16 protein-coding genes are annotated in these 21,604 nt (G+C 38.3%); 12 read left to right on the forward strand and 4 right to left on the reverse strand.

Translation table 11 applies throughout. The annotated features are described in order from the left end of the window. Positions 1-2,344: 2,344 nt before the first annotated feature. Together FBF75_RS19215 and FBF75_RS19220 are read right to left on the reverse strand one after the other, a co-directional pair. On the reverse strand, positions 2,345-2,614 hold the full coding sequence (locus FBF75_RS19215; protein ID WP_096882188.1) for an AbrB/MazE/SpoVT family DNA-binding domain-containing protein: 270 nt from the start codon (positions 2,612-2,614) through the stop codon (positions 2,345-2,347). A gap of 99 nt (positions 2,615-2,713) precedes the next feature. Further along, positions 2,714-3,121 (reverse strand): hypothetical protein, encoded by a 408-nt coding sequence (locus tag FBF75_RS19220; RefSeq protein ID WP_136945082.1) that lies wholly within the window; start codon positions 3,119-3,121, stop codon positions 2,714-2,716. A 346-nt stretch (positions 3,122-3,467) separates the two neighbouring features. Here FBF75_RS19220 and FBF75_RS19225 point away from each other — a divergent pair, with 346 nt between their 5' ends. Then, positions 3,468-4,010, forward strand: a complete 543-nt coding sequence (locus FBF75_RS19225) for a hypothetical protein (protein ID WP_136945083.1) — start codon at positions 3,468-3,470, stop codon at positions 4,008-4,010. Positions 4,011-4,015: 5 nt separating this feature from the next. Here FBF75_RS19225 and FBF75_RS19230 read toward each other — a convergent pair whose 3' ends face one another. Together FBF75_RS19230 and FBF75_RS19235 are read right to left on the reverse strand one after the other, a co-directional pair. Next, positions 4,016-4,420: a hypothetical protein gene (locus FBF75_RS19230; protein WP_136945084.1), complete on the reverse strand. Its 405-nt coding sequence runs from the start codon at positions 4,418-4,420 to the stop codon at positions 4,016-4,018. Between the two features lie 9 nt (positions 4,421-4,429). Beyond that, positions 4,430-5,650, reverse strand: coding sequence for a ParM/StbA family protein (locus tag FBF75_RS19235; protein WP_136945085.1), 1,221 nt, complete (start codon positions 5,648-5,650; stop codon positions 4,430-4,432). A gap of 718 nt (positions 5,651-6,368) precedes the next feature. Between FBF75_RS19235 and FBF75_RS19240 the strand changes: the two genes are divergently transcribed. From FBF75_RS19240 to FBF75_RS19290, 11 genes are all read left to right on the forward strand, one after another. Next, positions 6,369-8,447, forward strand: a complete 2,079-nt coding sequence (locus FBF75_RS19240; protein ID WP_136945086.1) for a hypothetical protein — start codon at positions 6,369-6,371, stop codon at positions 8,445-8,447. Positions 8,448-8,982: 535 nt separating this feature from the next. Beyond that, complete coding sequence (locus tag FBF75_RS19245; RefSeq protein ID WP_136945087.1) at positions 8,983-11,679, forward strand: ATP-binding cassette domain-containing protein; 2,697 nt, start codon at positions 8,983-8,985, stop codon at positions 11,677-11,679. Next, positions 11,676-12,569: a replication-relaxation family protein gene (locus FBF75_RS19250; protein ID WP_169476143.1), complete on the forward strand. Its 894-nt coding sequence runs from the start codon at positions 11,676-11,678 to the stop codon at positions 12,567-12,569. The genes FBF75_RS19245 and FBF75_RS19250 overlap by 4 nt, the downstream gene beginning before the upstream one ends. 263 nt (positions 12,570-12,832) lie before the next feature. Continuing rightward, on the forward strand, positions 12,833-13,897 hold the full coding sequence (locus FBF75_RS19255) for a conjugal transfer protein (protein WP_136945089.1): 1,065 nt from the start codon (positions 12,833-12,835) through the stop codon (positions 13,895-13,897). 18 nt (positions 13,898-13,915) lie between these two features. Next, positions 13,916-14,149, forward strand: coding sequence for a hypothetical protein (locus FBF75_RS19260; RefSeq protein WP_073412020.1), 234 nt, complete (start codon positions 13,916-13,918; stop codon positions 14,147-14,149). A 71-nt stretch (positions 14,150-14,220) separates the two neighbouring features. Beyond that, positions 14,221-14,655: a TcpE family conjugal transfer membrane protein gene (locus FBF75_RS20055; protein ID WP_481748720.1), complete on the forward strand. Its 435-nt coding sequence runs from the start codon at positions 14,221-14,223 to the stop codon at positions 14,653-14,655. Continuing rightward, positions 14,652-17,267, forward strand: coding sequence for an ATP-binding protein (locus FBF75_RS19270; protein ID WP_136945090.1), 2,616 nt, complete (start codon positions 14,652-14,654; stop codon positions 17,265-17,267). The genes FBF75_RS20055 and FBF75_RS19270 overlap by 4 nt, the downstream gene beginning before the upstream one ends. Next, on the forward strand, positions 17,267-17,746 hold the full coding sequence (locus tag FBF75_RS19275) for a hypothetical protein (RefSeq protein ID WP_136945091.1): 480 nt from the start codon (positions 17,267-17,269) through the stop codon (positions 17,744-17,746). Before FBF75_RS19270 ends, FBF75_RS19275 begins: the two co-directional genes overlap by 1 nt. After that, a complete protein-coding gene (locus tag FBF75_RS19280) occupies positions 17,743-19,839 on the forward strand; it encodes a CD3337/EF1877 family mobilome membrane protein (protein ID WP_136945092.1) in 2,097 nt (698 codons plus the stop codon). Before FBF75_RS19275 ends, FBF75_RS19280 begins: the two co-directional genes overlap by 4 nt. Then, positions 19,839-20,456, forward strand: coding sequence for a hypothetical protein (locus FBF75_RS19285; protein WP_136945093.1), 618 nt, complete (start codon positions 19,839-19,841; stop codon positions 20,454-20,456). The genes FBF75_RS19280 and FBF75_RS19285 overlap by 1 nt, the downstream gene beginning before the upstream one ends. After that, complete coding sequence (locus tag FBF75_RS19290) at positions 20,449-21,600, forward strand: peptidoglycan DD-metalloendopeptidase family protein (RefSeq protein ID WP_073411996.1); 1,152 nt, start codon at positions 20,449-20,451, stop codon at positions 21,598-21,600. Before FBF75_RS19285 ends, FBF75_RS19290 begins: the two co-directional genes overlap by 8 nt. The last annotated feature ends 4 nt before the right edge of the window (positions 21,601-21,604 follow it).

A 21,604-nucleotide genomic window follows, 5' to 3' on the forward strand; every position in this document is an offset into this window, starting at 1 on the left:
GCATGAGCAAAAAGTGATCAAGGACTGTCGTCCATTTTTGCAAAAAATAAATGGCCGCATGAGCAAAAAGTGATCAAGGACTGTCGTCCATTTTTGCAAAAAATAAATGGCCGCATGAGCAAAAAGTGATCAAGGACTGCCATCCATTCTTGAAAAAAATAAATGGCCGCATGAGCAAAAAGTGATCAAGGACTGTCGTCCATTTTTGCAAAAAATAAATGGCCGCATGAGCAAAAAGTGATCAAGGACTGTCGTCCATTTTTGCAAAAAATAAATGGCCGCATGAGCAAAAAGTGATCAAGGACTGCCATCCATTCTTGCAAAAAATAAATGGCCACATGAGCAAAAAATAATCGAGGACTGCCATCCATTTTTGCAAAAAAATAAATGGCCGCATGGGCAAAAAATAATCGAGGACTGTCATCCATTTTGTAAAGGATGCCTATTTAATAGTAAATACAATAATGCCAGAAGAGGCGCCAGAGGTGAAGTGTATTGAATGAATAACACCTCATGTCCAGTAAGATTAGATCAGAAGATCGTTACAATATAATATGTCTGAAATGAAATATCGCAGGTAGGAAAATAAAAAGAGCGCTCAAAAGTGAATGAACATTCTCACAGAATGAATAAAAAAATTCAACTCAATTCAACTCAATTTTAATTAAAAGAACGTAGAGAGAAAATAAAAATAATGTAACGAGAAATTTAAAATAATCGCTCTCATAAAAAAATATTCTCACAGAATGAATAAAAAAATTCAACTCAATTCAACTCAATTTAATTAAAAGAACGTAGAGAGAAAATAAAAATAATGTAACGAGAAATTTAAAATAATCGCTCTCATAAAAAAACATTCTCACAGAATGTTTTAAAAAAATTCAACTCAATTCAACTCAATTTAATTAAAAGAACGTAGAGAGAAAATAAAAATAATGTAACGAGAAATTTAAAATAATCGCTCTCATAAAAAAAAACATTCTCACAGAATGTTTTAAAAAAATTCAACTCAATTCAATTAAAAGAACACAGCGAGAAAATAAAAATAAGCTAACCTATGGAAACGAATTATTTGTTGTGGTAAGATGTATTTGTATAGTTGGTAATTAATCAATCTAGGCGAGATTGATTTGTGAATTTCACTGTCTACAGACGGTTCAATGGTGAGTCCTTTAAATTTCACTATTGAGAATTTAAAATGAAGCATTATTGAGCACTCGGCAGGCGAACCGCGTGCTTTTTTTTGTTTAAAAGTAATCGAATTTGGACATATTGAATACGATAGAAGAGTGAGAAAAAAGGTAGTTCTCCCAGAAAAACAGAAACGCGATAACACTTGTTTACCGGCGAAAGTAAAACAAGCGCTACCTTAATCCTCACTCAATTTTTTATAGGTTGAAATACAGAATGACCCAACTTTTCGCAAGTGTGTACACGTCTTTGGCGATAAGAGTGCCCACGAAAGAAAAAAGTCTTACAAACAATTTTCTGTTCTTTAACTTGCGAGAAGCTTTTCTTGCTTTTGTACGCGAAACTCTAGTTTCACGTTGTATAGTCGGTTTAGAATCCATCTGTCTACTTCACCCCTTTCGTATGAGATAGGGGTGGGAGATCTATCGCTTGCTACACGTCTCTCAGTATATTTTACCAGCATATCCAATGAAACACGACAAGTACATGTTAAAATAAGCAAAATTCTCATAGATTTGACTCCTCCAGCCCCATAAAAAAATTCAAATACTTCTCCTCACATCTTTTAGCAGCCCCTATATTTTTCTATCTATCTCAATAGTGGCAAAGGTATGACGTCTGTTGCAGCGTGCAGACGATGGGCAGCCCTGAACCCTCTTACCTCTAATATAACGCTTCTCACTGCTTTTTCTGGACTCCACCATTTTTTCTATCTATCTCAATAGTGGCAAAGGTATGACACCTGTTGCAGCGTGCAGACGATGGGCAGCCCTGAACCCTCTTACCTCTAATATAACGCTTCTCATTGCTTTTTCTGGACTCCACCATTTTTTCTATCTATCTCAATAGTGGCAAAGGTATGACGCCTGTTGCAGCGTGCAGACGATCGGCAGCCTTGGCACTCTATCATCTTTAATATAGCGCTTCTCCTTGTGCATTTTTAAAACAACCCTTTCATATGAAAAAATCAACCCTTTTCACAAAAAAAAGAAGCCATTAAGGGCTTCTTTTGTTTATTTTCACTTTTCCACTATTTTATATTGATGTGAGGAAACCCGAACAAAGCAGCTGCCCTGGATCCAGGAAACTTATTCAAAACCCGAATGAATTATTGTGGCCATCTATTAAAGAGACAAGATTTCACGAATGATTGTTACTGTCTTTGCGCTAATTCTTCTAATAGAAGACGAACCCCTTCAGGACTTAATACAATATCATTGGATAGCTTTATGTTTTCCTCTGATATTTCACCAGTAATCAAGCATGCTTCAGCCTTCTTAAATTTCTGCAAAATAATATTTTCTTGGTCAACGAAAATCTCCATAGGTTCTGACTCGTGAATGTTTAAGTTATCTCTTAATTCTTTAGGAAGTACAACTCTTCCAAGCTGATCTACTTTCCGTACTACGCCAGTATTCTTCATGCATAAATCTCCTTTCAAAATATAGATGCACGCCGCTTACACGTCATACGTCTATGCGTCTGAACGTCTACACTTTAAGCGTCTGCATGTGCAGGTGTATCAACGTATAACTGTTTTATCTGCTTCATGATCATTAATCCTAGTGAATTGCCCGTTACGCAAGTATACATAAGAATAGTCGTACTTTCTAAGGATATTGTATTGATCCATGAGGTCAATCATCGTTACTTCGTTTTCCATCCAGGACATATGGTCAATTTCCCCGATGCTGTTGAGTCTGTTATCTCTACATGAAATAAAGAATGCTGATATTAAACCTTCTAAGCGTTCATTAAGCCTCTCGCTTTCAAAATCTTCATCTGTAAATCTCGATAAGCCTCTTGCGAGGTGTTTTGCATATAGTTTCCACATGTCGCTCTTTAAAGGATATTGACTTTCAAGATCAGCACTAATTTCTCTAGCGTTAGTTTCAGCTAATTGTAATGTTTTCTTTAGTGATCTACTCATATATTAAAGCTCCTTTCTTTTGGATTTCTGACATTCTTTGTATGTATAACTAAAGTAAAACATTCATGTCTTGATATGTCTATAACTTGCATCTGAAGAGGCGACTAGGCGTTTGATCGTCATGTGTTTGCGCGTCTGAACGGATAGAAAAAGAAAGCTCTAGGTTCAGAATGGATGGAATTTTTTAGTGTGTTGTAGAAGGCGATTCTGACGCAATTATCTTATAGATTCGTGTATGTTAGTTCGTAAATGCAAGCATGCAAGCGTCTGAACGGTGTCTAATTTTGTCTGACGGTTATTAAAGGTGTTTTCCTAATGATCAAGTAATTGTTATTGAGGTGATAATGTGGAAGAGAATAATAGAACGTTTCTGTATGCTCAGGCTGTTGCAAAAGAATTGGACATATCAACTTCTTCATTAAGAAGATGGTGTGGTGCTATGGAGAAGGCAGGATACAATTTTGAACGACATAAAGATGCCAGAATGTTTTTTGAGAAGGACCAAGAATTGCTGAAGCAAATCAAACAACGTTTAGAAGATGGACAGGAGTCATTGGAAACAGCAATTTATAACATCTTACACCTTGATCCTGAAGATCATACAATCGGCACAAGCACCAGTGGCGCAAAAATTCAGCTTTCAGTAGATGAGTTGAGGCAGCTGATTAGTAGTGCTGTTCAAGAGGGTGTGGCGGCCAGTAATGAAAGGATGATCCAGGCAATGGATCAAAAGTTATCAGACCATATAGAAGTGATGGATAAAATAAAAATGAAGCAGTTTCGGCAGCTGATGGATGATAAACAACAACAAATAGAGCTAGAGAAGGGGCAAAATGAAGTAGCAGCAACCAAAGAAAAAAAGCCTCTCTGGAAGAGGCTCTTTTTCTAATGTTTTCAGAAGAGGTTTTTTAGATCGTCACCGTACTTTAAGCTATCTGATGTATCATTAGGGTCATCTTGATCCTGCTGCTGTGGTTCGTCCTTTTCTTCATGAACTGTGGTGCCTGTTTGATTATTAAGCGCCGCGCTTAACATTTGCATTAAGTCACTGGACGCGGATGTACTAAGCTCAGGCAATTCACTTTTTAGAATGCGTTCATTGTCTAGTGTGATTTTCTTTCTGACTTCATGAGTATCAATGTCTGTCTCTACGCCAAATCGGTCTATAAATGCATTAACAATGATAGATAGCGAAGCATTTATATTTTTTTGATGATTCATCCATTCATTGATACGCTCTTTTTCATCATCAAAACGAAACAAAAATGACTTTCGGTCTTTGTTTGGAGGTCTTTTCATGGTCTTCTCCTATTTAGATGCAGTTTGCACTTTATTTTCATCTTTTAAGAACACTTTTGTATTCAAGATGTTAAGTCCTAAAGCGTTTAGATCAGCAGCATACTCTTCAGGAATCCAAAGAACTTGCAGCTTGAATTTTTCAGCAAATTTTTTCAATGGTTCGTATAAGGTATCTTTGAAGATGATGCTGCCTCCGCCATAAACAGGCAGAATAGAGGCTTGCATACCTGTGTTTTCTTGGAAGTTATTTTGGATCATGTGTAGAATCTCTCTTGATTGACCACGCTTTGCCATTTCCAATGCTTTAACCGCATCGTCATGGTATTTGTCTGATTCGTCTTGAATGATTGCCATGAGTTGTTGTCTTTTTAGTTTGAACTTCCCGCCATACTTTTTATTCAGTGAACGGATAGCCTCTTCTGTGGCGTGTCCAACTCCTAGGTCTTCCCCTGTACAAGCGTCTGAGATAGGTTTCATACCTTCAGTATAGACGGATTCTGTTGTGCCATCCCCAATATCAGTATGCAGCATCTTCTTATCTGCAAATACAGTTCCACTTGTGATGTTTGTGTTATACAGTTCGTTATAATTCTTAAAGTATTCAGCTGGCCCTTCTAGTATTGCATATAGAGCCGGTACGCCTTCCCTTGTAACTTTTATATGTCGATTAAAGGTGATCTGCACAGTAGATCGCAGATTGCCAACGTAAACAACGACAATGTGAGTATGTTTTGAGAAACGTTCCTCCATTTTTCTTGCTTTGTCTGCTGAATATTGGGAAGCCGGAATTGCTGTTGTAAGAGCACAATCGATCGTAAGGACTGAAGGGATTTCCCTTTGCTCATTGTAATGATCCTTGACCCCTTTTGCCGCAATATATGAAAGAAGGTTTACTATAGGAAGGTCTTGTTCATCTTTGTCTCCCATTTTAATGTTCATGTTAGTTATAAGACCGCCTGTGCTTGTAAGCGCGCGTTTACCAATTGTGAATAGACTTGGGTATTCGATTGCTGGACTTGTGATATGCACTAGCAATTCATCAAATAGATTCTGAACCAGTTTGTTTACATCTGTTTCATCAACTGCTGGAGCACTGCTGATTTCACGCATAACACTATCTTCACGAAGAATGTTTTTTGCGTCTCTATCAAAAATCATTTTGATTTTTGAGTTTCCGATATCTGCTGCTAGTTCAATGTTACGCGTTTCGGTTGTACTTTGTTTACTCATAATAACCACCTTTTAACATTATTGGATTTTTAATGGTTCTCACTTCGGGTTTTAAAGAAGTGTTAAGAAAAAAATTCAAAAAATCACTAGAACAAAATTGATATCATTTTAAACTGTTAATTGATATCATTTTAATCATTATAAATCATGTGGGAATAAAGAGCAATGAAGATAAACAAAAAAGATATCATTTTTGATGTAAAATTGATATCTTTTTTGTTTAAAATGTTGGATAGAAAGGTGTTTTGTGTTAAAATGATATCAAATAAGTATTTAAAAAGATATCATTTTTGTTTATAGGACGTTTTTCTCTCATCCTGAGTAGGGTGGACGGATTAGACCAAATCTAGTATTATCGGTTGTAACAGATCAAATTTTAAGAGATTTAACGTATATAAAACAATTCTGAATTTTCTAAAAATAAAATATAACAGGAAAAAAGCCAGTGCTACCAACACTGACTTTCCGGATTCAAGCTCCCATAGGCGTCCAAACCAAATGAGCTTGAAAGAACATACTCAAATTGTATGTCTTTATCATATCAGCATCCTTGTGAAGTTGCAAGATATTTAGAACTCAAAATATCTGCAAATTTTTCCTTGGTTTCCGATAAATCGACATATAAATAGGGTTGTACCTTTCAAGATTTAGAGCCGTTGGGTGAGCGAATCCGCTTACTAACGGCTCTTTTTTGTTGCCGGAAACGGAGGTGCAAGCCATGATTGCTGATAGATTGATAGAACAATATAAAAACGACATGCAAGCTCCTGAAGACAGCTTGAAATATGCAAAGTTGCTTACTATGCCGCTGCCGCTAGAAGGGATTTTTAAATCGCAAATGACAGCAGCGCCAAAGTCTAAAGCTACTTCAAGGAAGACAGAATATGAACACAAATATGCTAAAGACTACGCTTATGCATTCCTCGTTCCTGATGGAGACTTTAGCCAGGAGTTTGCGGTGCGTACATACAAGACGTTAAAAAAACATGTTGAAGCTGGTCATATCACTCATATTACATACAACACGTTCTATAGAAATGACCGGAAATTACGCTCAAATTTGCGTTGGATCAACGCTATGTGCATTGAAATTGATGTGAAAGGCAAAGAAAACGTTGATAACAAAGGGATTACACTTGTGGACGTTCTTGGCCGTATTTCTAATGCGGGGTTACCTGAAGCTACAACTATCTTAAAAAGCCCAAGTGGAGGCTACCATATACTTTGGGTTTACCAGAATCCGATCAGAGCGACACGAAAGGCGGCCGCCGTTTACACGCGTATGCAGAAGGCGATCGCACAGGCAATCGGGGGGGATTTAGCAGCTGTAGGCGCTGAACATTACTTTAGAGCGCCAAATGAGCAAAATGTTGTTTATGAAGGATATAGCGTGCCTTCTAATAGCCTTACAGATTGGTATGCCATTGATTGTGAACGTAGGTTTGCAGAACGTGGGGATCGCTTTAGTGGGGCAGTTAACTTCAATACATACAATGGTGCGCTTATGCAGTCTGAAGCTTTTAGAGACGTGCAGCGCGGTGGATTCGATGACATGAGAGATAGAGTGTCTTTTAGTTTAGCATGCGCTTATAAGCTGTCTGGCATGACTGAGCGTGAAGCGTCTGTGCGTCTGCTCTCTTGGAATGCTAACAATGTGAAGCGAATGAGCCAATCTAAATTATTAACAAAAATTCGGTCTGTTTATCGCTCTGAAGATCGTTATGTGAGCTACAGCTTTATCAAAGAAGCTGCGGAGTATCTAACAGGAAAAGAGTATCCTGAAAAGATTTATTGGAATAGCAGAATGGCTAAACCGCGCTCTGAGCGTGTGAGAAGCCATTATTATGAGTATAAGCAAGACATCATTGAATATTTAAAGGTTCATGAAGCGTTAATTGGCTCACAGCGATCCATTGCAAAAGAGCTTCAAATACCATTCAGTACCTTCTGTAAAGTCCTTAAAAATATGCTTGAAGAGGGCTTATTAATCATGGAAACAAAAAAGGGGCGTGGGGGCTTCACGTTAATTACATTGCCTTCAAAACAGGACAACCCTACAAAACCCCATGAGAAGCATTTAAACGACTCTAAGGGGCAACAAAATGGCTCTGATGAGGTCTCAACAGAGGATCATAAGCAACCAGCAGCAATCGTGCAGAAACCCCATGATGACAAATTAAATGTCCTACTCTCTAATAACACTGGTAAGGGTGCGGGTGGGCAGGTTCTTCCTGGTCGTTTCTATGAGGCTGCTGCCTCTACGACTTCTGCCTTTTCTTCTGTTCCTTCCTGTGTCCCTGCTCTGTTTGTCTTGGCCTTCTCTAACCGGGGTTTCTCTGATGGCCGTTTTATCTTCGCTGCCTGGGGGCGTGTCCGTCTAGCGTTCTCTTCCTTGGGCATCCGTCCTAGTGCGATCGCTGGTCACAGTGATTATGTCTCTCTAGCTTGCGCTTCTGCGGCAGCTGCTTTTGATTATTTTGGTACACCTATTGCTCATGATTGGACTGGTGATCCTGATCGTTTCTTGAAGTATTTCTATGGTGTCGTACGAAAAAAATTGACTGCTTTTAGAAGAGAAGAACTGGAAAATCTGAGGCAATATATGGAATCTTCTCCGCTTGTCAGACTGTTCAAATTGTGGGAGGAACTCTCTGATGAATCTTTTTTAAAATGGATTCCAGATCGTGAAAATATCGAGTTGTTTTTATCTGATTTAGAGGCTGAAATTCGTAAGCGTGAGATACAAAATTCACGCAGAAAATGGTTTGAAAAATTCGGTTTGTCAGCTTTGAAATAAACAAAAATACCAGCTGTATTTTTAACAGCTGGCACATGTTGCATGACCTACACCACCACAGTGTTTTAGTCATTAACCATTGTACATTATTTATGATTTCTTCGTGGAAATATCATGTGTAATCACATGGAAATATCACGTGTAATCTTAGGTTTCTTACTAAACTTGATATTTCCAACCTAAATAGGGCTTTTTTCCCTTGTTTTATAAGGGTTTTACATGGGATAATATTCATGTAACTTGTTCTATGCTCTTCCGTCTGATTAACATTTACATAATGTTAATTCAAGACGCGAAGATTCTTAGAACTACAACCCCATTTGAGGGCGGCGTGTCGGATCGGTTTTCTGGACTCTGAATTCTGCTCTTTGACAACAAAAAAACAGCCATGCAAAGTCGCTAAAGCTCCTAAGCATGGCTATAGAAACTTACCTGCCAAAGTACGGTCTTACCTTAGATTTATCTTGTCTGTATTTCTGTCAAAAAAGTGTCTCAGTTATCTTGTTTTTTTATCAAGATAACGAGGTGATATTTTGTGAGAAATGAGCGAACAAAAGCCGATGAAAAATTAGAAGAAGCCGTCGGTAAAGCTCTGGAAAATTGGAAATTAACTCTGCCTATTTTTCTGGCTATCCTTCTAGTTATTGGATATTGGCAAAAGGATTTATGGTTGACTGTGAAACGTGAAAAAATGATTTTAGATACCATTTCTGAGGTGGGAGTTTTCCTGTTTTGGATTTGTTTTGTTTTCGTTTTATTTTTTGTTTCAAGAACAATTTTTGTTCACTTTTGGAACAAGAGAAGATTCACGTATTTGCAAATTATTCCTCACGCTGATGATGGAATAAAGCCGGATTCTTTAGGGGAAATGATTAGAAGGTTTCATGGATCGAAAAGAAAACCTTTGGAAAGATTGGTTTTCGGCAAAGAGTGGTTTAGCTTCGTTGTTCATATGAGAAGGCATTCAAGTAAAGGGAATCAATATGTTTTTTATTTAGGTGCTGATCAAGGAAAAATTGATGCTCTAAAGACGCATTTATCTTCCCTGTATTCTCGATCCGAGTTTTATCCGGCAGAGGATATTGTTTTCCCCTCTGAGAAAGCTGTTGGGGGAAGAATGAAAATTAAACGCAAAAAATTAGAAGCTAACTTGTCTTTAGCGTCTTATAAGTATGATCAGTTACCAGGAGTTTTTAATTCCATGAAGCCGAATACTTGGATGCAAATAACATTTTCACCTAACGATGGCTGGAAGCTGCGTAGAAGCATTTTGAAAGCAGAAGAAGAAATTCGCCAGAAGAAGGCAAAGGATCGAAACGCATTTGAAAGTGAAGAAATCAGATCCTATTTTTCGCGTTTTTCAGGTAATGAAGTGGCTTTTGATGTTCTCGTCTCTATTGCAGCAGATCACCAAAATGGTGTCTCTACCTTGAAAAATGTTGGCAATGCTTTGGCTGCGGTCATGGCTGATGTAAATGAAATTAGGTATAGACGGTGGCGCAGATCAGTCACGTACTTTCCGCAAAAGATGCCGTATCAGATGGTATGGACTGGATCAGAGCTTGCTAATTTATTTCATTTGCCGCATTTCAATGGAAGTGGACTTATCGAGAAACTGAGGAAGGATATCCCTCACTTATCAAGAGGGTTACAGTCGCTGCCTTATAATGTGTTATCAAATCCATTAGGTATTTCATTTGGTACGATGGTTCACCCGATTATTGATAATCGGGAAGTGAAAATTATGCCGGATGTTCTTACAAAACATTGGGGGCTGACTGGTAAAACAGGTTCAGGTAAATCAACTTTGTTGAATCACATTTTCAAGAGTTTTGCAGACAAGTTTATGAATGAGAAAGAAGCGTCTGGCTTCAGTTTTATTGATCCTGCCCTTGAAACTGCTGAGATAATCCTAAACTATATGATGAAGGCTGAAAAAGAAGGCAAAGAGATCAATTGGGATAAGGTTCACTGGATTAACTTCAAAAATTCAAACAACCCTTTAGGAATGAATTTGCTTTATCAGATGGAAGGGGAATCGGATGCTTTCGTGGTTGATCAGATCATGCGAGTGATTCGAGAGAGTGAATTTGCCGTTGCTCCGCAGGCTGAACGTATGTTGAAACGCTGTATCGCCACTTTAGTGGCTGATAAGGGGCAGAATCATACGATTCTAGGTATACGCCCTTTGTTGCTTGATACGAAGTTTAGAAGGGCGGTTTTGGCTAGATTAGAACGTGATCCTAAAAACCAAGATATTATTTCATTTTGGGAAGACGAAGCGCCGGACATGATAGATACATCAAAACATGCGATTTTAAATCGTCTTGATATATTCTACTCTAACGATTTCTTGCGAAGATTGTTCGGTCAAAGTTCTTTCGGGTTACCGATCCGAAAGTGGATGGATGAAGGTCATATCATATTTTACAATTTCTCTGGTATGAGCGAAGAGGAAACGGGATTGATTGGCAGCTATTTAACGTATTTGTATTACCGTATAGCAGATACGCGTCCGCCTAAGTCTTTAATGCATCAATTTTGTATAGATGAGGCGCAGCGTGTGCCGGCCACCATCTTACCTGAGATTATCAAAGAAATGCGTAAAAAAGGTTTGATCTTAGGTATCAGTACACAAGAGCTTGATAGCTTGCCAGTTCCTCTTCAGAAAGCCTTAGTAAATATTGCGGGGAACATGTTTGTGTGCGAACAAGGCCCGCCAGGGGCGAAAGTGGCAGCTGAAGCATTTAAGGTCACGATTAACGATAAAGACGTTTATACGCTGTCTGAGGCCTTTTTAAGGAACTTACCTACTCTAAGATGTGCTATTAAAACCAGAGATTACTTCAACGGTATTGAACAATCTGTAAATGCTGTTGTAGATGTGCCGCCACTAGATAGATATAAACCTGATGGAACTGTAGCCCCTTTTGATGATTCTGAACAATTGCGTGAATCAACTGCATGGACTTTATCTAAAGCAGCTGAATTAGAAAGCAAAAATGGGCTATCTACAAAAGAAATAGATCAAGCAATATCTAACTATCTAAACGGCACCCCTGTTGAAGAGGAAATTGTTAGCGACCTTGATGCTGAAGAAGATCAGAGTGATGACTCTCAATCTATCAGTTCGACAAATGATGATTTTCAGTTTGTTTCTGAAGCAGATGAATCAAAAAATAAAAAAGAGGGTTCTGATCAAAAAGAAGCTGAATGGAGTTTTATGGAATGACCAAAAGGAATGTTGCTCCTACACCACCACAAGTAAGAGATAAGGGGCAAAACATGAATTATGTTCATTTGACAGAAGAAGATAGAGAACTTTTGATAAATCTTCACTCATTTATATATTTGCATAGGGATTTTATTAGAGAACACATATACAGTCATTTAGGGAGTATGAATACTTTTTATAGGCGATTGAGGCAGATGGAAGATGCGGGTTATATTAAGTCTTTTAATGCGCCTGTTAGTGGTTCAGATAGAAAACCAAGCAAGATTTTCACCCTAACAAAATTCGGGGTTGATATGGTTTATGAACTGAAGGGCGTTACACATTGGAATAATAGATGGACTAGACAACTAGCTCCCTTTTATCAACACCAACTGCTTATTGCGGAAGTTGTAAAATCTTTTGAGAATAAAGCTGAAGAAGCAGGTCTCGAATTTAAAGAATGGATAACTGAGGCAAGAGCTTTCTATGAATACACAGACAAAGGTGAGAAAAAGGTAAGAAAGCTTAGACCGGATGGAATTATTGTTATAGGTAAGAAAGGTTCTGAGCAGTGTTTGGGTTTGATGATCGAGATGGAAAGAAGTTATTCCACTCGTGAAAAAAATCTTAGAAAAATGGAACAGTATAATGAGTTTTTCGTAAGGAAAAATGAACTGTTAACAAAATATGATCGAAAAGTGGGTTTTGAATATCCGGTGCAGCATTTTAAAGTTTTGTTCATCGGTGCTAATGAGTCTAAGACTAAAAAAACGCTGCGGGATCTTAGGGGAGAAGAAAAAGGTGCTGAAGTGTCTGTAATGGTTACTAGCTTTGATGAAGTGTTAGAAGCGCCATACGGATCAATCTACCGTTATCTAAGTGATCCTGAAAATAAAAAGAAGATGTAAAAAGGGGCGATCCCATGTTTTTTATATTAAGAAAATTATTCTCCCTAGTCATTGGTATCTTGCTGCTGCTTGTGATCGGGAAATTAATATTCGCATTTTTTCCTGAGACTGTTCCTATATGGCAAGAAGCAAAGAGTGTTGTGATCGGCTTATATCACACGTCCGTTGCCAAGATAGGTCTTGCTCCTACACTATTTTTAATAGTGGTGTTGATTGGTGGGGCTACGGTAGGAATGCCAGCTAGACGATAAAGGAGGGTTAAAGTGAAACCAAAATTATCAAAAGATGAGAGGAAGGAACAACGGAAAAAAAAGCTTGCGGCTTTAAAGCACTGGTTTAATAGTTTCTTGCGTTCTCCTGATAAAAAGGTTAAAGGAGAGAGGGCTTATAGACCGAAAGGGCTGCTTGCGAGGCAATTAGGGGCTATAGCCTTTTGGTTTTTGTTTATTGGAATGATCGCTATGTTTATGATGTTTTTAGCTGTTAACGGTTCTTCTAAGAAAGGTAGTGCGAGTCAAATTGAAGCAGTTGAAAATCCTGCAACAAAACCTGAAGCTGTACAATTCGCTGAAAACTTTGCTAGACAATATTTCACATGGTCTAAAGAGGATGAGGATGCAGGAAAACGAGCAGAACGTTTAAAGCCTTTTTTAGTTAAGGGATTGGATCAACAAGCTGGCCTAGACTTAGATTCTGCTAGTTATAGTGCGCGTTTCAATAGCGCAGAGGTTTATAGAGTAGAAGAAGTATCTAAGGATAAGGCTGCTATCACTTTAAAAGTGAATAGCACTGTGACAAAAAAGTGGGAAGAAGAAGTAACTAAAACTGTCAAGGACGGAAAAAAGAAAAAGAAAGTGAAGGAAAAGCAGACGAAAACAGATGAAAAAGGTTTGTCAAAGTATTTTGTTGTTCCTGTTTATTATAAGAATCATCAATACGCTGTATATGAATTGCCGCGTTATGAGCAAATTGACCAGACGGGTCAAATTCAGGATACAAACAAAGAAAAATTGCAGTCCATTGGAGATAGTAAAACACAAAAGGAAATTAACGAGTTTCTATCTACATTCTTCAGTAGTTACGCTACTGATCCCATGAACAAACTCTCTTACGTCTTAGAAGATAAAGATGTGAAAAATGGATTGAATGGATCAATGAATTTTGTCAAAGTAGCATCGGCAGATGTTTTCTCGAACAAAGGAAAAGGTTTCCGCGTAAAAACCAAGGTAATTTTTGAAGAGCCTGAAACGAAAACTCAATTTACCAATGATTACGACCTTCTTTTAGAGAAGCGTGGCAGTCGTTATGTTGTAACAAAAATTAATTAACTGACGGAGGTTTTTATAATGAATGGTCCTTTTGATATTTCTGGTGGCTTTGAGTGGTTTCAAGGTCAAATAAAGATATTGATCTACATTGTTTTGACTATCATCCTAGCAGGAATGATTTGGAAAAGAGCATGGATAATGATGGTTCTCTATTTATTGGGAGTATCTGTAGCAATGATCTTTATATTACGTCCAGAAATTATAGAATCAATCGCAAAGAGTGTTCAAAATTTAGTTGAAATTGGGAGCTGATAAAATCAGCTCCTTTTTTTGAAAGGTGTGATTTTTTGGAACGGATACGATCATATGTATTGAATGATTTTTTGAAGTTTGACCGAAAAATATACGGTTTGGCTAAAAAAAACTGGGGACGACCAATAAAGTTCAAGTCAATATTATACTGGTTGTTTTTCACCGTAATTTTTATCATTTGGTACTTCATCCCTGTTCTTAATTTAGTCCTTAGATGGCTGCCACCAATTATTGTCTTTATGATTCCTGCTCTCATTTCTTATTTGTTGACAGCTGTTGGAACGGAAGGGAGAGCGCCAGTTTCTTATTTTCGATCATATGTCTCTTATAACTTTAGAAAGGCTAAAGCAGTGACCTATTATCGAGGAAAAGAATTAGAAAAGGCAAAAACATATCGCTTTAATCCGATGTTTTCGATTGGATCGGAAAAGAAAGAGAAAGAGAAACAAAAAATTATCAGTATGAGAGGTTATGTCTCTTATTCAAGTAAGGAGGAGACCAAATGAAGCAATTCGCTGATTTTCCTGTAAAACATATAGAGCAAAATTTGGTTTTTGGCACTGATGGTACTGTATGGGCGTACTTCCATGTAGAAGGATATGGGTATGATTTCAGAGATAATGAACAAAAGAAAAAGCCATTTAAGAATCAAATGGCTCTTCTTACAAAAAATCAATACGACCTTCATTTGCTGTCAATACCATTCAAAATGGATGTGACAAGAATCATTGATCAGACAATTGAAGAAGTGAAAAGAAAAGATTATGAATTAAAGGATCATGGGCTGAGATATCTGAATGCTCTTAAAACAACGATCAAAGAAAGTGTCTACCAAAGTGATACAAACCAATATGTAAGCTATTTTGGTGTACAGCTTGATCCAAAGAAAAATGTGTATATTGATGGGAACCAAGGAACAAAACTTCTTGCATCCTTCAAACAATTTCTAAAAGGGATCAATTCACCAGTATATAAAGCAGTCGGCTTAGAAAGGTTTGATATATTGCATTCTGAAATTCAGGCATTTAAGGATCAAGCTGCTACTATAGCTTCTGATCTATCAGATGCTTTTTCTTCTCCTGTACGACCAATTAGCACAGCTGAAGCGCTCTTTTTAACTGAATATAGCTTTTCTGTCCCAGGAGGCGAATACAGTTCATCTATTAGCAAAATAGGTGTTGATGTAGAAGGAACTGATTATACGGGAAGGACTTATCAAGCCGTTAGACCAGATAAAAAGCTGTTTCTCGATTTGCAATCGGCAGAGGTAGAAGAGTATGATCCGAAAACATTAAGGTTGAGGAAACTTGTAGATAACGAGATCAAAGAACAATATGTGCAGTATCTCGTTGTCAGCCGTATGAGTACAGTGGTCTCGCATCCAGGAACCGAATGGCTCTACAGAATTCAAACAGACCTGCCGTTTCCAGTAGGAACATCTATCAGAGCATTTTATAAATCAAATGAGGAAATTCAAAAGAATTTATCTAATGCACTTTTAGAGTTTGAAGATCAACGGAAAACTGCGAGAGAAGTCGGAGCAAACATTGATGAAAAAACAGCTTCTTCAGAACAAGGAGCTATTAAGATGCAAGCGATGTTTGCACAAAGTGGCGAGCCAGCTTACGATATCTCAATTGTGTTAAGAGTAACAGCAGGAGACAAAATAGAGTTAAAACAAAGGGTAGAAAAGGTTCGTACAGAACTCGGAAAAAAAGGAATGACATTGCAAATTCCTTACGGTGAAGCCATTTCTTACTTTATGGAGTTTATACCTGGGTCAAAAAGATATACAACCGATTACCTTCAAACTGTGTCGGCTGGTGTTATTGCTTCTGCTATGTTTGGCGCAACGACCAATATAGGAGACAGCAGGGGGTTCCCAATAGGCTTTACCAAAAAACTTAAAAAGCCGGTTTTCATTCAGCCGGATTTGGCTGCGAAAGCCTATGATAATATTCAAAACGTCTTTGACTCATTATCAATGATGATCGCAGGAGAGACAGGTAAAGGTAAATCTGTCTTAATGAATTTACTGGCTACACTAGGGGCTTTGACTGGATCGCATGTTATGATCACAGACCCAAAAGGAGACAGGGCAGGATGGGCTGAAGGGCTGCCATTCATCCCTAAAGAATATATTTCCGTTTGGACTCTTGGAGAGTCAGAAGAAGATGCTGGCTGCCTTGATCCATTTCGGACTAGTGAAAACATTAGTGACGCAAAAGATATAGCTCTCGATATTTTAACTTATTTAACCAATGTGCAGCTTGATGATGATAGATATTCATTGTTGAGTGACGCGATTGAAGTTGCAGGGGATTTTCATGATCCATGTATTGAGGTGGTCATAAATCACTTGAAGGATCAATATGAGAATCGTCCAGAATATATGAGTGATGAGAGACACAGGGCATTAGAGACGTTATTAACATCGTTACAGTCTCTACAGAAAAATAAGCTGGCTACGCTGCTTTTCGGAAAGATCAACCAGGACTATAAAACCCTAGATGTTGGAAAGCCTATTCAAGTTTTAATGGTTCAAAATTTGCAGTTGCCAGACATTAAAAAAGGGCAGACAGGAAAAATACGTGCGCCTCAAAAAATATCTGAGGCAATCCTTATTTCGATTACAGCGTTCACTAAACAATTCATGTTTAAGCTAGATCGAAAAGGTACCCATAAGATAGTGGTTCAGGATGAAGCTAAAACGATTGAACGTAGTGTTACAGGTGCGGAACAATTAGACTTTATCGAACGTAAAGGGCGTTACTATAACACGACTCTAATCAAAGGAACGCAGAATGCTAGTGACTATGATAATGCGGCCAACATTGGTATGAAATTCTGCTTCCAGCTGTATCAGTCTGAAGAGGCCGAAAAAATGCTTCAGTTTTTGAATTTACCAGTTACGGCAAGCAACGTATCGACATTAAAAAACTTAAAACGTGGTCAAGCGCTATTTCAGGACATTTATGGCCGTTGTGCAGTGATTGAAGTGAATACAGTCTTTCAGGACTTCATTAAAGCGTTTGATAGTTCTACAGCTGATGAGGCTGATAGAGAACGCGAAAGAACAAGGTCATTAGAAAAACAAAGTAGTGGGGTGGGGGTTTGATGAAGAAGATTGCTATATTCATGCTATTTGCGATTAGTATTTTTTCTCTTGCTGCCTGCGGATCAGCCGCAGGTGGTAAGAATCAAAAGGACATTGAAAAAGCAGATGAAGTAGCTTACAAATTTATAGTGGCGCAAGTAGAAGGTGACGATGATTTGTTTAAAAAAATCTTAGTTGATGAAGCACAAAATATATTAGAAAAAGGTCATCATGCTCATCCAGGGGCAAAAAATGAAATGGGGGAACGTTACCAGATCAAACGTTACTCAAACAAATATGAAGATGGCAAGCTGTACTATTATTTGAAGTTCTATCAACCCAATTTATCTGAGATGCAGTACATGAACGTTCTTTTGGTGAAAGATGATGGACAGTGGAAAAGTACAAAAATCAGAGGTATTGATTCAGATGAGATGAAGGCTGGAATGGGTGATGAAGAACCAGTAACAGTCCACAAATTTAAGGATGATAGCAAATGAAAATAAAAAAACTCTTGTTGCTTCTTGCTGTGCTTATGATTATTTTACCGACATCTATTTCCGCAGCTGAAAATAGTAGCAGTAAGAAGGAAGAAGACAAAAATATTTCCGAAACGTTGGTGCCTAAAGATTATTCAAAGCTGGAAGATGGAAAAAAAGCTGTATATTACTTAGATGTATCAGCTAAAACAGGCGATGAAGAGGATAAAAATGCAATTCAACAATTTGTGGATTCTGCAAAGAGCTGGGCGACAGGGGATGCTATAAAAGACGGTATCAGTTCACAGTTTTTTGAATTCATTAATTTGATGGTGAATCTGATTTTTGAATGGAACAAAATGTTTACTAATATCATGCTTGCTTTTTTGAACTTTGCATTTGAAACGGATGTTGTCAACGCTTGGATTGACTTAGTTGAAAGGCTGGTTCAGGGGATCAGTGGTATAGAGGGATCAGGATTTTCCTCTAATGGGCTTTTTGGTAGTTTTTTAGGTTTTGTTGTTGTAATTACTGGACTGGTAGCAGTCTTTCAAATGACATTCAGACGTGCAATAATTAGTGGTTTATCAACGATAGTGCAGACAGTTTTTGTGTTGAGTTTGGCGCTAATGATTCTTACAAATTATGGGTCTTTCATGAAAGGGATTAACAATATTTCCACTACGGCTAGTCAGCTTATTTTGACAGGAGCATCCAATAGCTTAACAGGTGATCATAGAACGCCTGAAGCTGTGAGAGAAGATATGTCTAAGAATATTTGGGATTTGTTTATCGTGAAGCCATATCTCATTATGCAATATGCAGAAGAAGATATTGATAAAATTGGTGTTGACCGCGTTAATAAGCTGTTAAAGTTGCCAAAAGGTCAAGATCGACAAGATTTTATTGAAAAAAATGAAATTAGTGAAAATGGCAATAAAATGATGACTTATGAACGCGTTCCAGAAAGAGCTGTCTTTACTTTTGTTTATTCTCCAATCAATGCAATAGTAAGCATTCCAATTTATTTATTGTCGCTTGCGGTGATTGTTTTTCAAATTTGGTTTTTACTAATCGGCTTTGTGTCGCCATTTGTTTTGTTATGGGCAGCATGGCCGAAGAATATTGGAGTTTTAAAACGCTATTCCATAGAGCTTATATATCCACTAGCTTTAAAAATATTGGCCACCGTTGCAGTGCTGGTCGTATTCTCCCTAGGATTCCTTGTGTACTCTATTGGAACAGCAGGGAATATCAGTGTGTACTTAATTTTGGCGTTCATGCAATTCATTCTGTTTGTTTTGATGATATTTCTCAGAAAGAGAATTACGAGTATTTTTAAAGCCGGAAACGGCTGGATGTTCGATTTGATCCGCGGCGATCTGAAAGATTTGCAAAACAGCATTAACGGATTGAACAGCGCATTAGTGAAAACAGGTCTTGCCGCTGCTACTGGTGGAACGTCCGCTGCGGCTACAGCTGCGGCTACAGAAGTTATCAATCAAACAGGAACCGGATACACAGACAATGATGCAATAGACGAACCAGAAGATTATTCAGGGGGAACAGCCAAGGGTTCTATTCCATTAGCCAAGGCTTCAGACTATGTAAATACGTCCGCTAGCACGACTAACGACAAGTCTTCTCCTCCTTCTCAGGAAGAAGAAGAAGAGAATATCAATAATGAACAAGCAGATGGAACAAAGCCGCTGGCTTCTGCTTCTGAATACTTGGATCAACAAGATGAAGCAATAGGTGATGAATCATATAACGAAAAGGCGAGCCATCTTCAGCTAGTACACAATTCGGACGATTATCAAGACGATGATGAGTACCAGGATCATAGGGCTGAAAATCCTTGGAAAATGAGTGCTATTCCTGAAGAAGAAGCTGCTGCATCATATGAAGACGAACAAAGCAGTAATGAGTTAGAAAGTATAGACGGAACAAAGCCTTTAGGCTCAATCCCACCTGAATATTGGTCGGAAGAAGAGCCAAACGGAAGCACAGAAGTTAAAAGTGAGCAGGGGCAAAATGATCCTGTATTTGATCAAGATGCTTATAACGATGAGGACTTTATTGCTGATGAACGGTACAAAGGCGGGGATTATTGATGATTAAGCATCTTAGTGATAAAACTAAGCAAATTATCAGTATTTGCATGATTATTACCATGCCGATCCTCTTGTTTTCAGGTGTGCTTTATGGACAGAAAATTGAAAAAGAGCAAGAAGCAGCCTCTAAAAAAGAAGAGGCTGCTGAACAACAAAAACAAGCTGAAGAAGACTCAATGAATGAAGATACCTCAGATGATTCTTTTACTGAAGTAGATAATGACGATGAAAGCAAGGCTATATATGAGCCGACTGATAAAGAGAAAAAAGATGCGGAAAGTACAGCTGTAAACTTTATTAAGGCTTACCATTCGTATGATGCTAGAAACCCTGATGAATATTTAAAAAAATCAAAGAAGTACATGACAAGTGATCTGTATGATTTTTATAAGCAGCTGCCAAAGCGTGGCACTTTGGATCAAACAAAAGTTGTGGTCAAAGAGACAAGCGCAACGCCAGGTGATTTTCAAGAGATTGCACAAATTTGGAATGTTGATGTAACGAGTGAAGATACTGATTCAAACGGAAAAAAGAAAAGAAATGTTACTCCTTATTCCATACAAGTGCAGAAGGTGAAAGGTGAATGGTTTGTAAGTGGGGTGAGGGTGGATGGCTGAAAGTGCAGAAGTCATTGAACAACTAACCGACTTACAAACCCCTAAACGGAAAAACCCAATAGTCCGGCTTATTGGGTTTTTCGGTTTCCTGGTTGGTTTACCTCTCATTCTTTTATTATTGGGAATGATGATGATGGCTGCCGTCTTCTTTATGTTTTTCACTGGTGGAGGCGCACAAGAAGCCGAGTTAGAACAAAGTAATTTAGGCGGAGCAATATCAGAAATAGGAGAAAAAGAGATTCCGGCGGACTATATACCAATCTATAAGGCTGCCGCAGAGAAATATAAAGTGCCTTGGAATCTGTTGGCCGCTCATCACAAAGTAGAAACAAGGTTTTCGACTATCAAAAAGATGGTATCGCCTGTAGGTGCCGTTGGTCACATGCAGTTCATGCCATTGACATGGTTGGGATGGGGTTATGGCGGTGATCGGCTTGGGAACGCCAATGTTCCAAAGAAAATTTTAACTGATCCCAAAATGATCAAGAAATATGGCGGTTATGGTGTAGATGCTAATGGAGACGGTAAAGCAGACCCTTATGACTTGGAAGATGCGGTTTTTAGTGCTGCCAATTATCTATCTCATAATGGGGCTGCTGACGGGAATATCAGAAAAGCTGTGTATGCATATAATCACAGCGAACAATATGTATCTGATGTGTTGAAGTATGCCAAGATGTACGCCAAAGGTGATTTTAACAAGGTGCAAAATGTCACAGCTGGTAAAAGTGGTTTTGCCCGACCGCTCAAAACAAAAGTGACTTCAGGTTTTGGACAACGGATCGACCCGATCACCGGCAGTCGAGGTGAGTTTCATAAAGGAATTGATTTTGCTTGTACTAAAGGGCAAGCGATACCTGCCTCCAGATCTGGAAAAGTCGTCTATACAGGCTGGCAGGATGCAAATAATCCAAGCGTTGGGTATGGCTTGTTCGTTTGGGTGGAACATGGAAATGGTTATAAAACTACTTATGCTCATATGTCGAAAACAAGTGTAAGCGTTGGGGACAAGGTAAAGGCAGGCGATAAAGTCGGTGAGTGCGGAAGTACAGGTAGTTCAACAGGAAACCACTTGCATTTTGAAATTTTTAAGGGTGGGGAACGTGTTGATCCATCACCATACGTTGGTTTGAAAAAGAAATGATAAA

Origin of the sequence: Bacillus sp. S2(2019) (assembly GCF_005144805.1) — a bacterium.
Taxonomy (GTDB): Bacteria; Bacillota; Bacilli; order Bacillales; family Bacillaceae; genus Bacillus; species Bacillus altitudinis.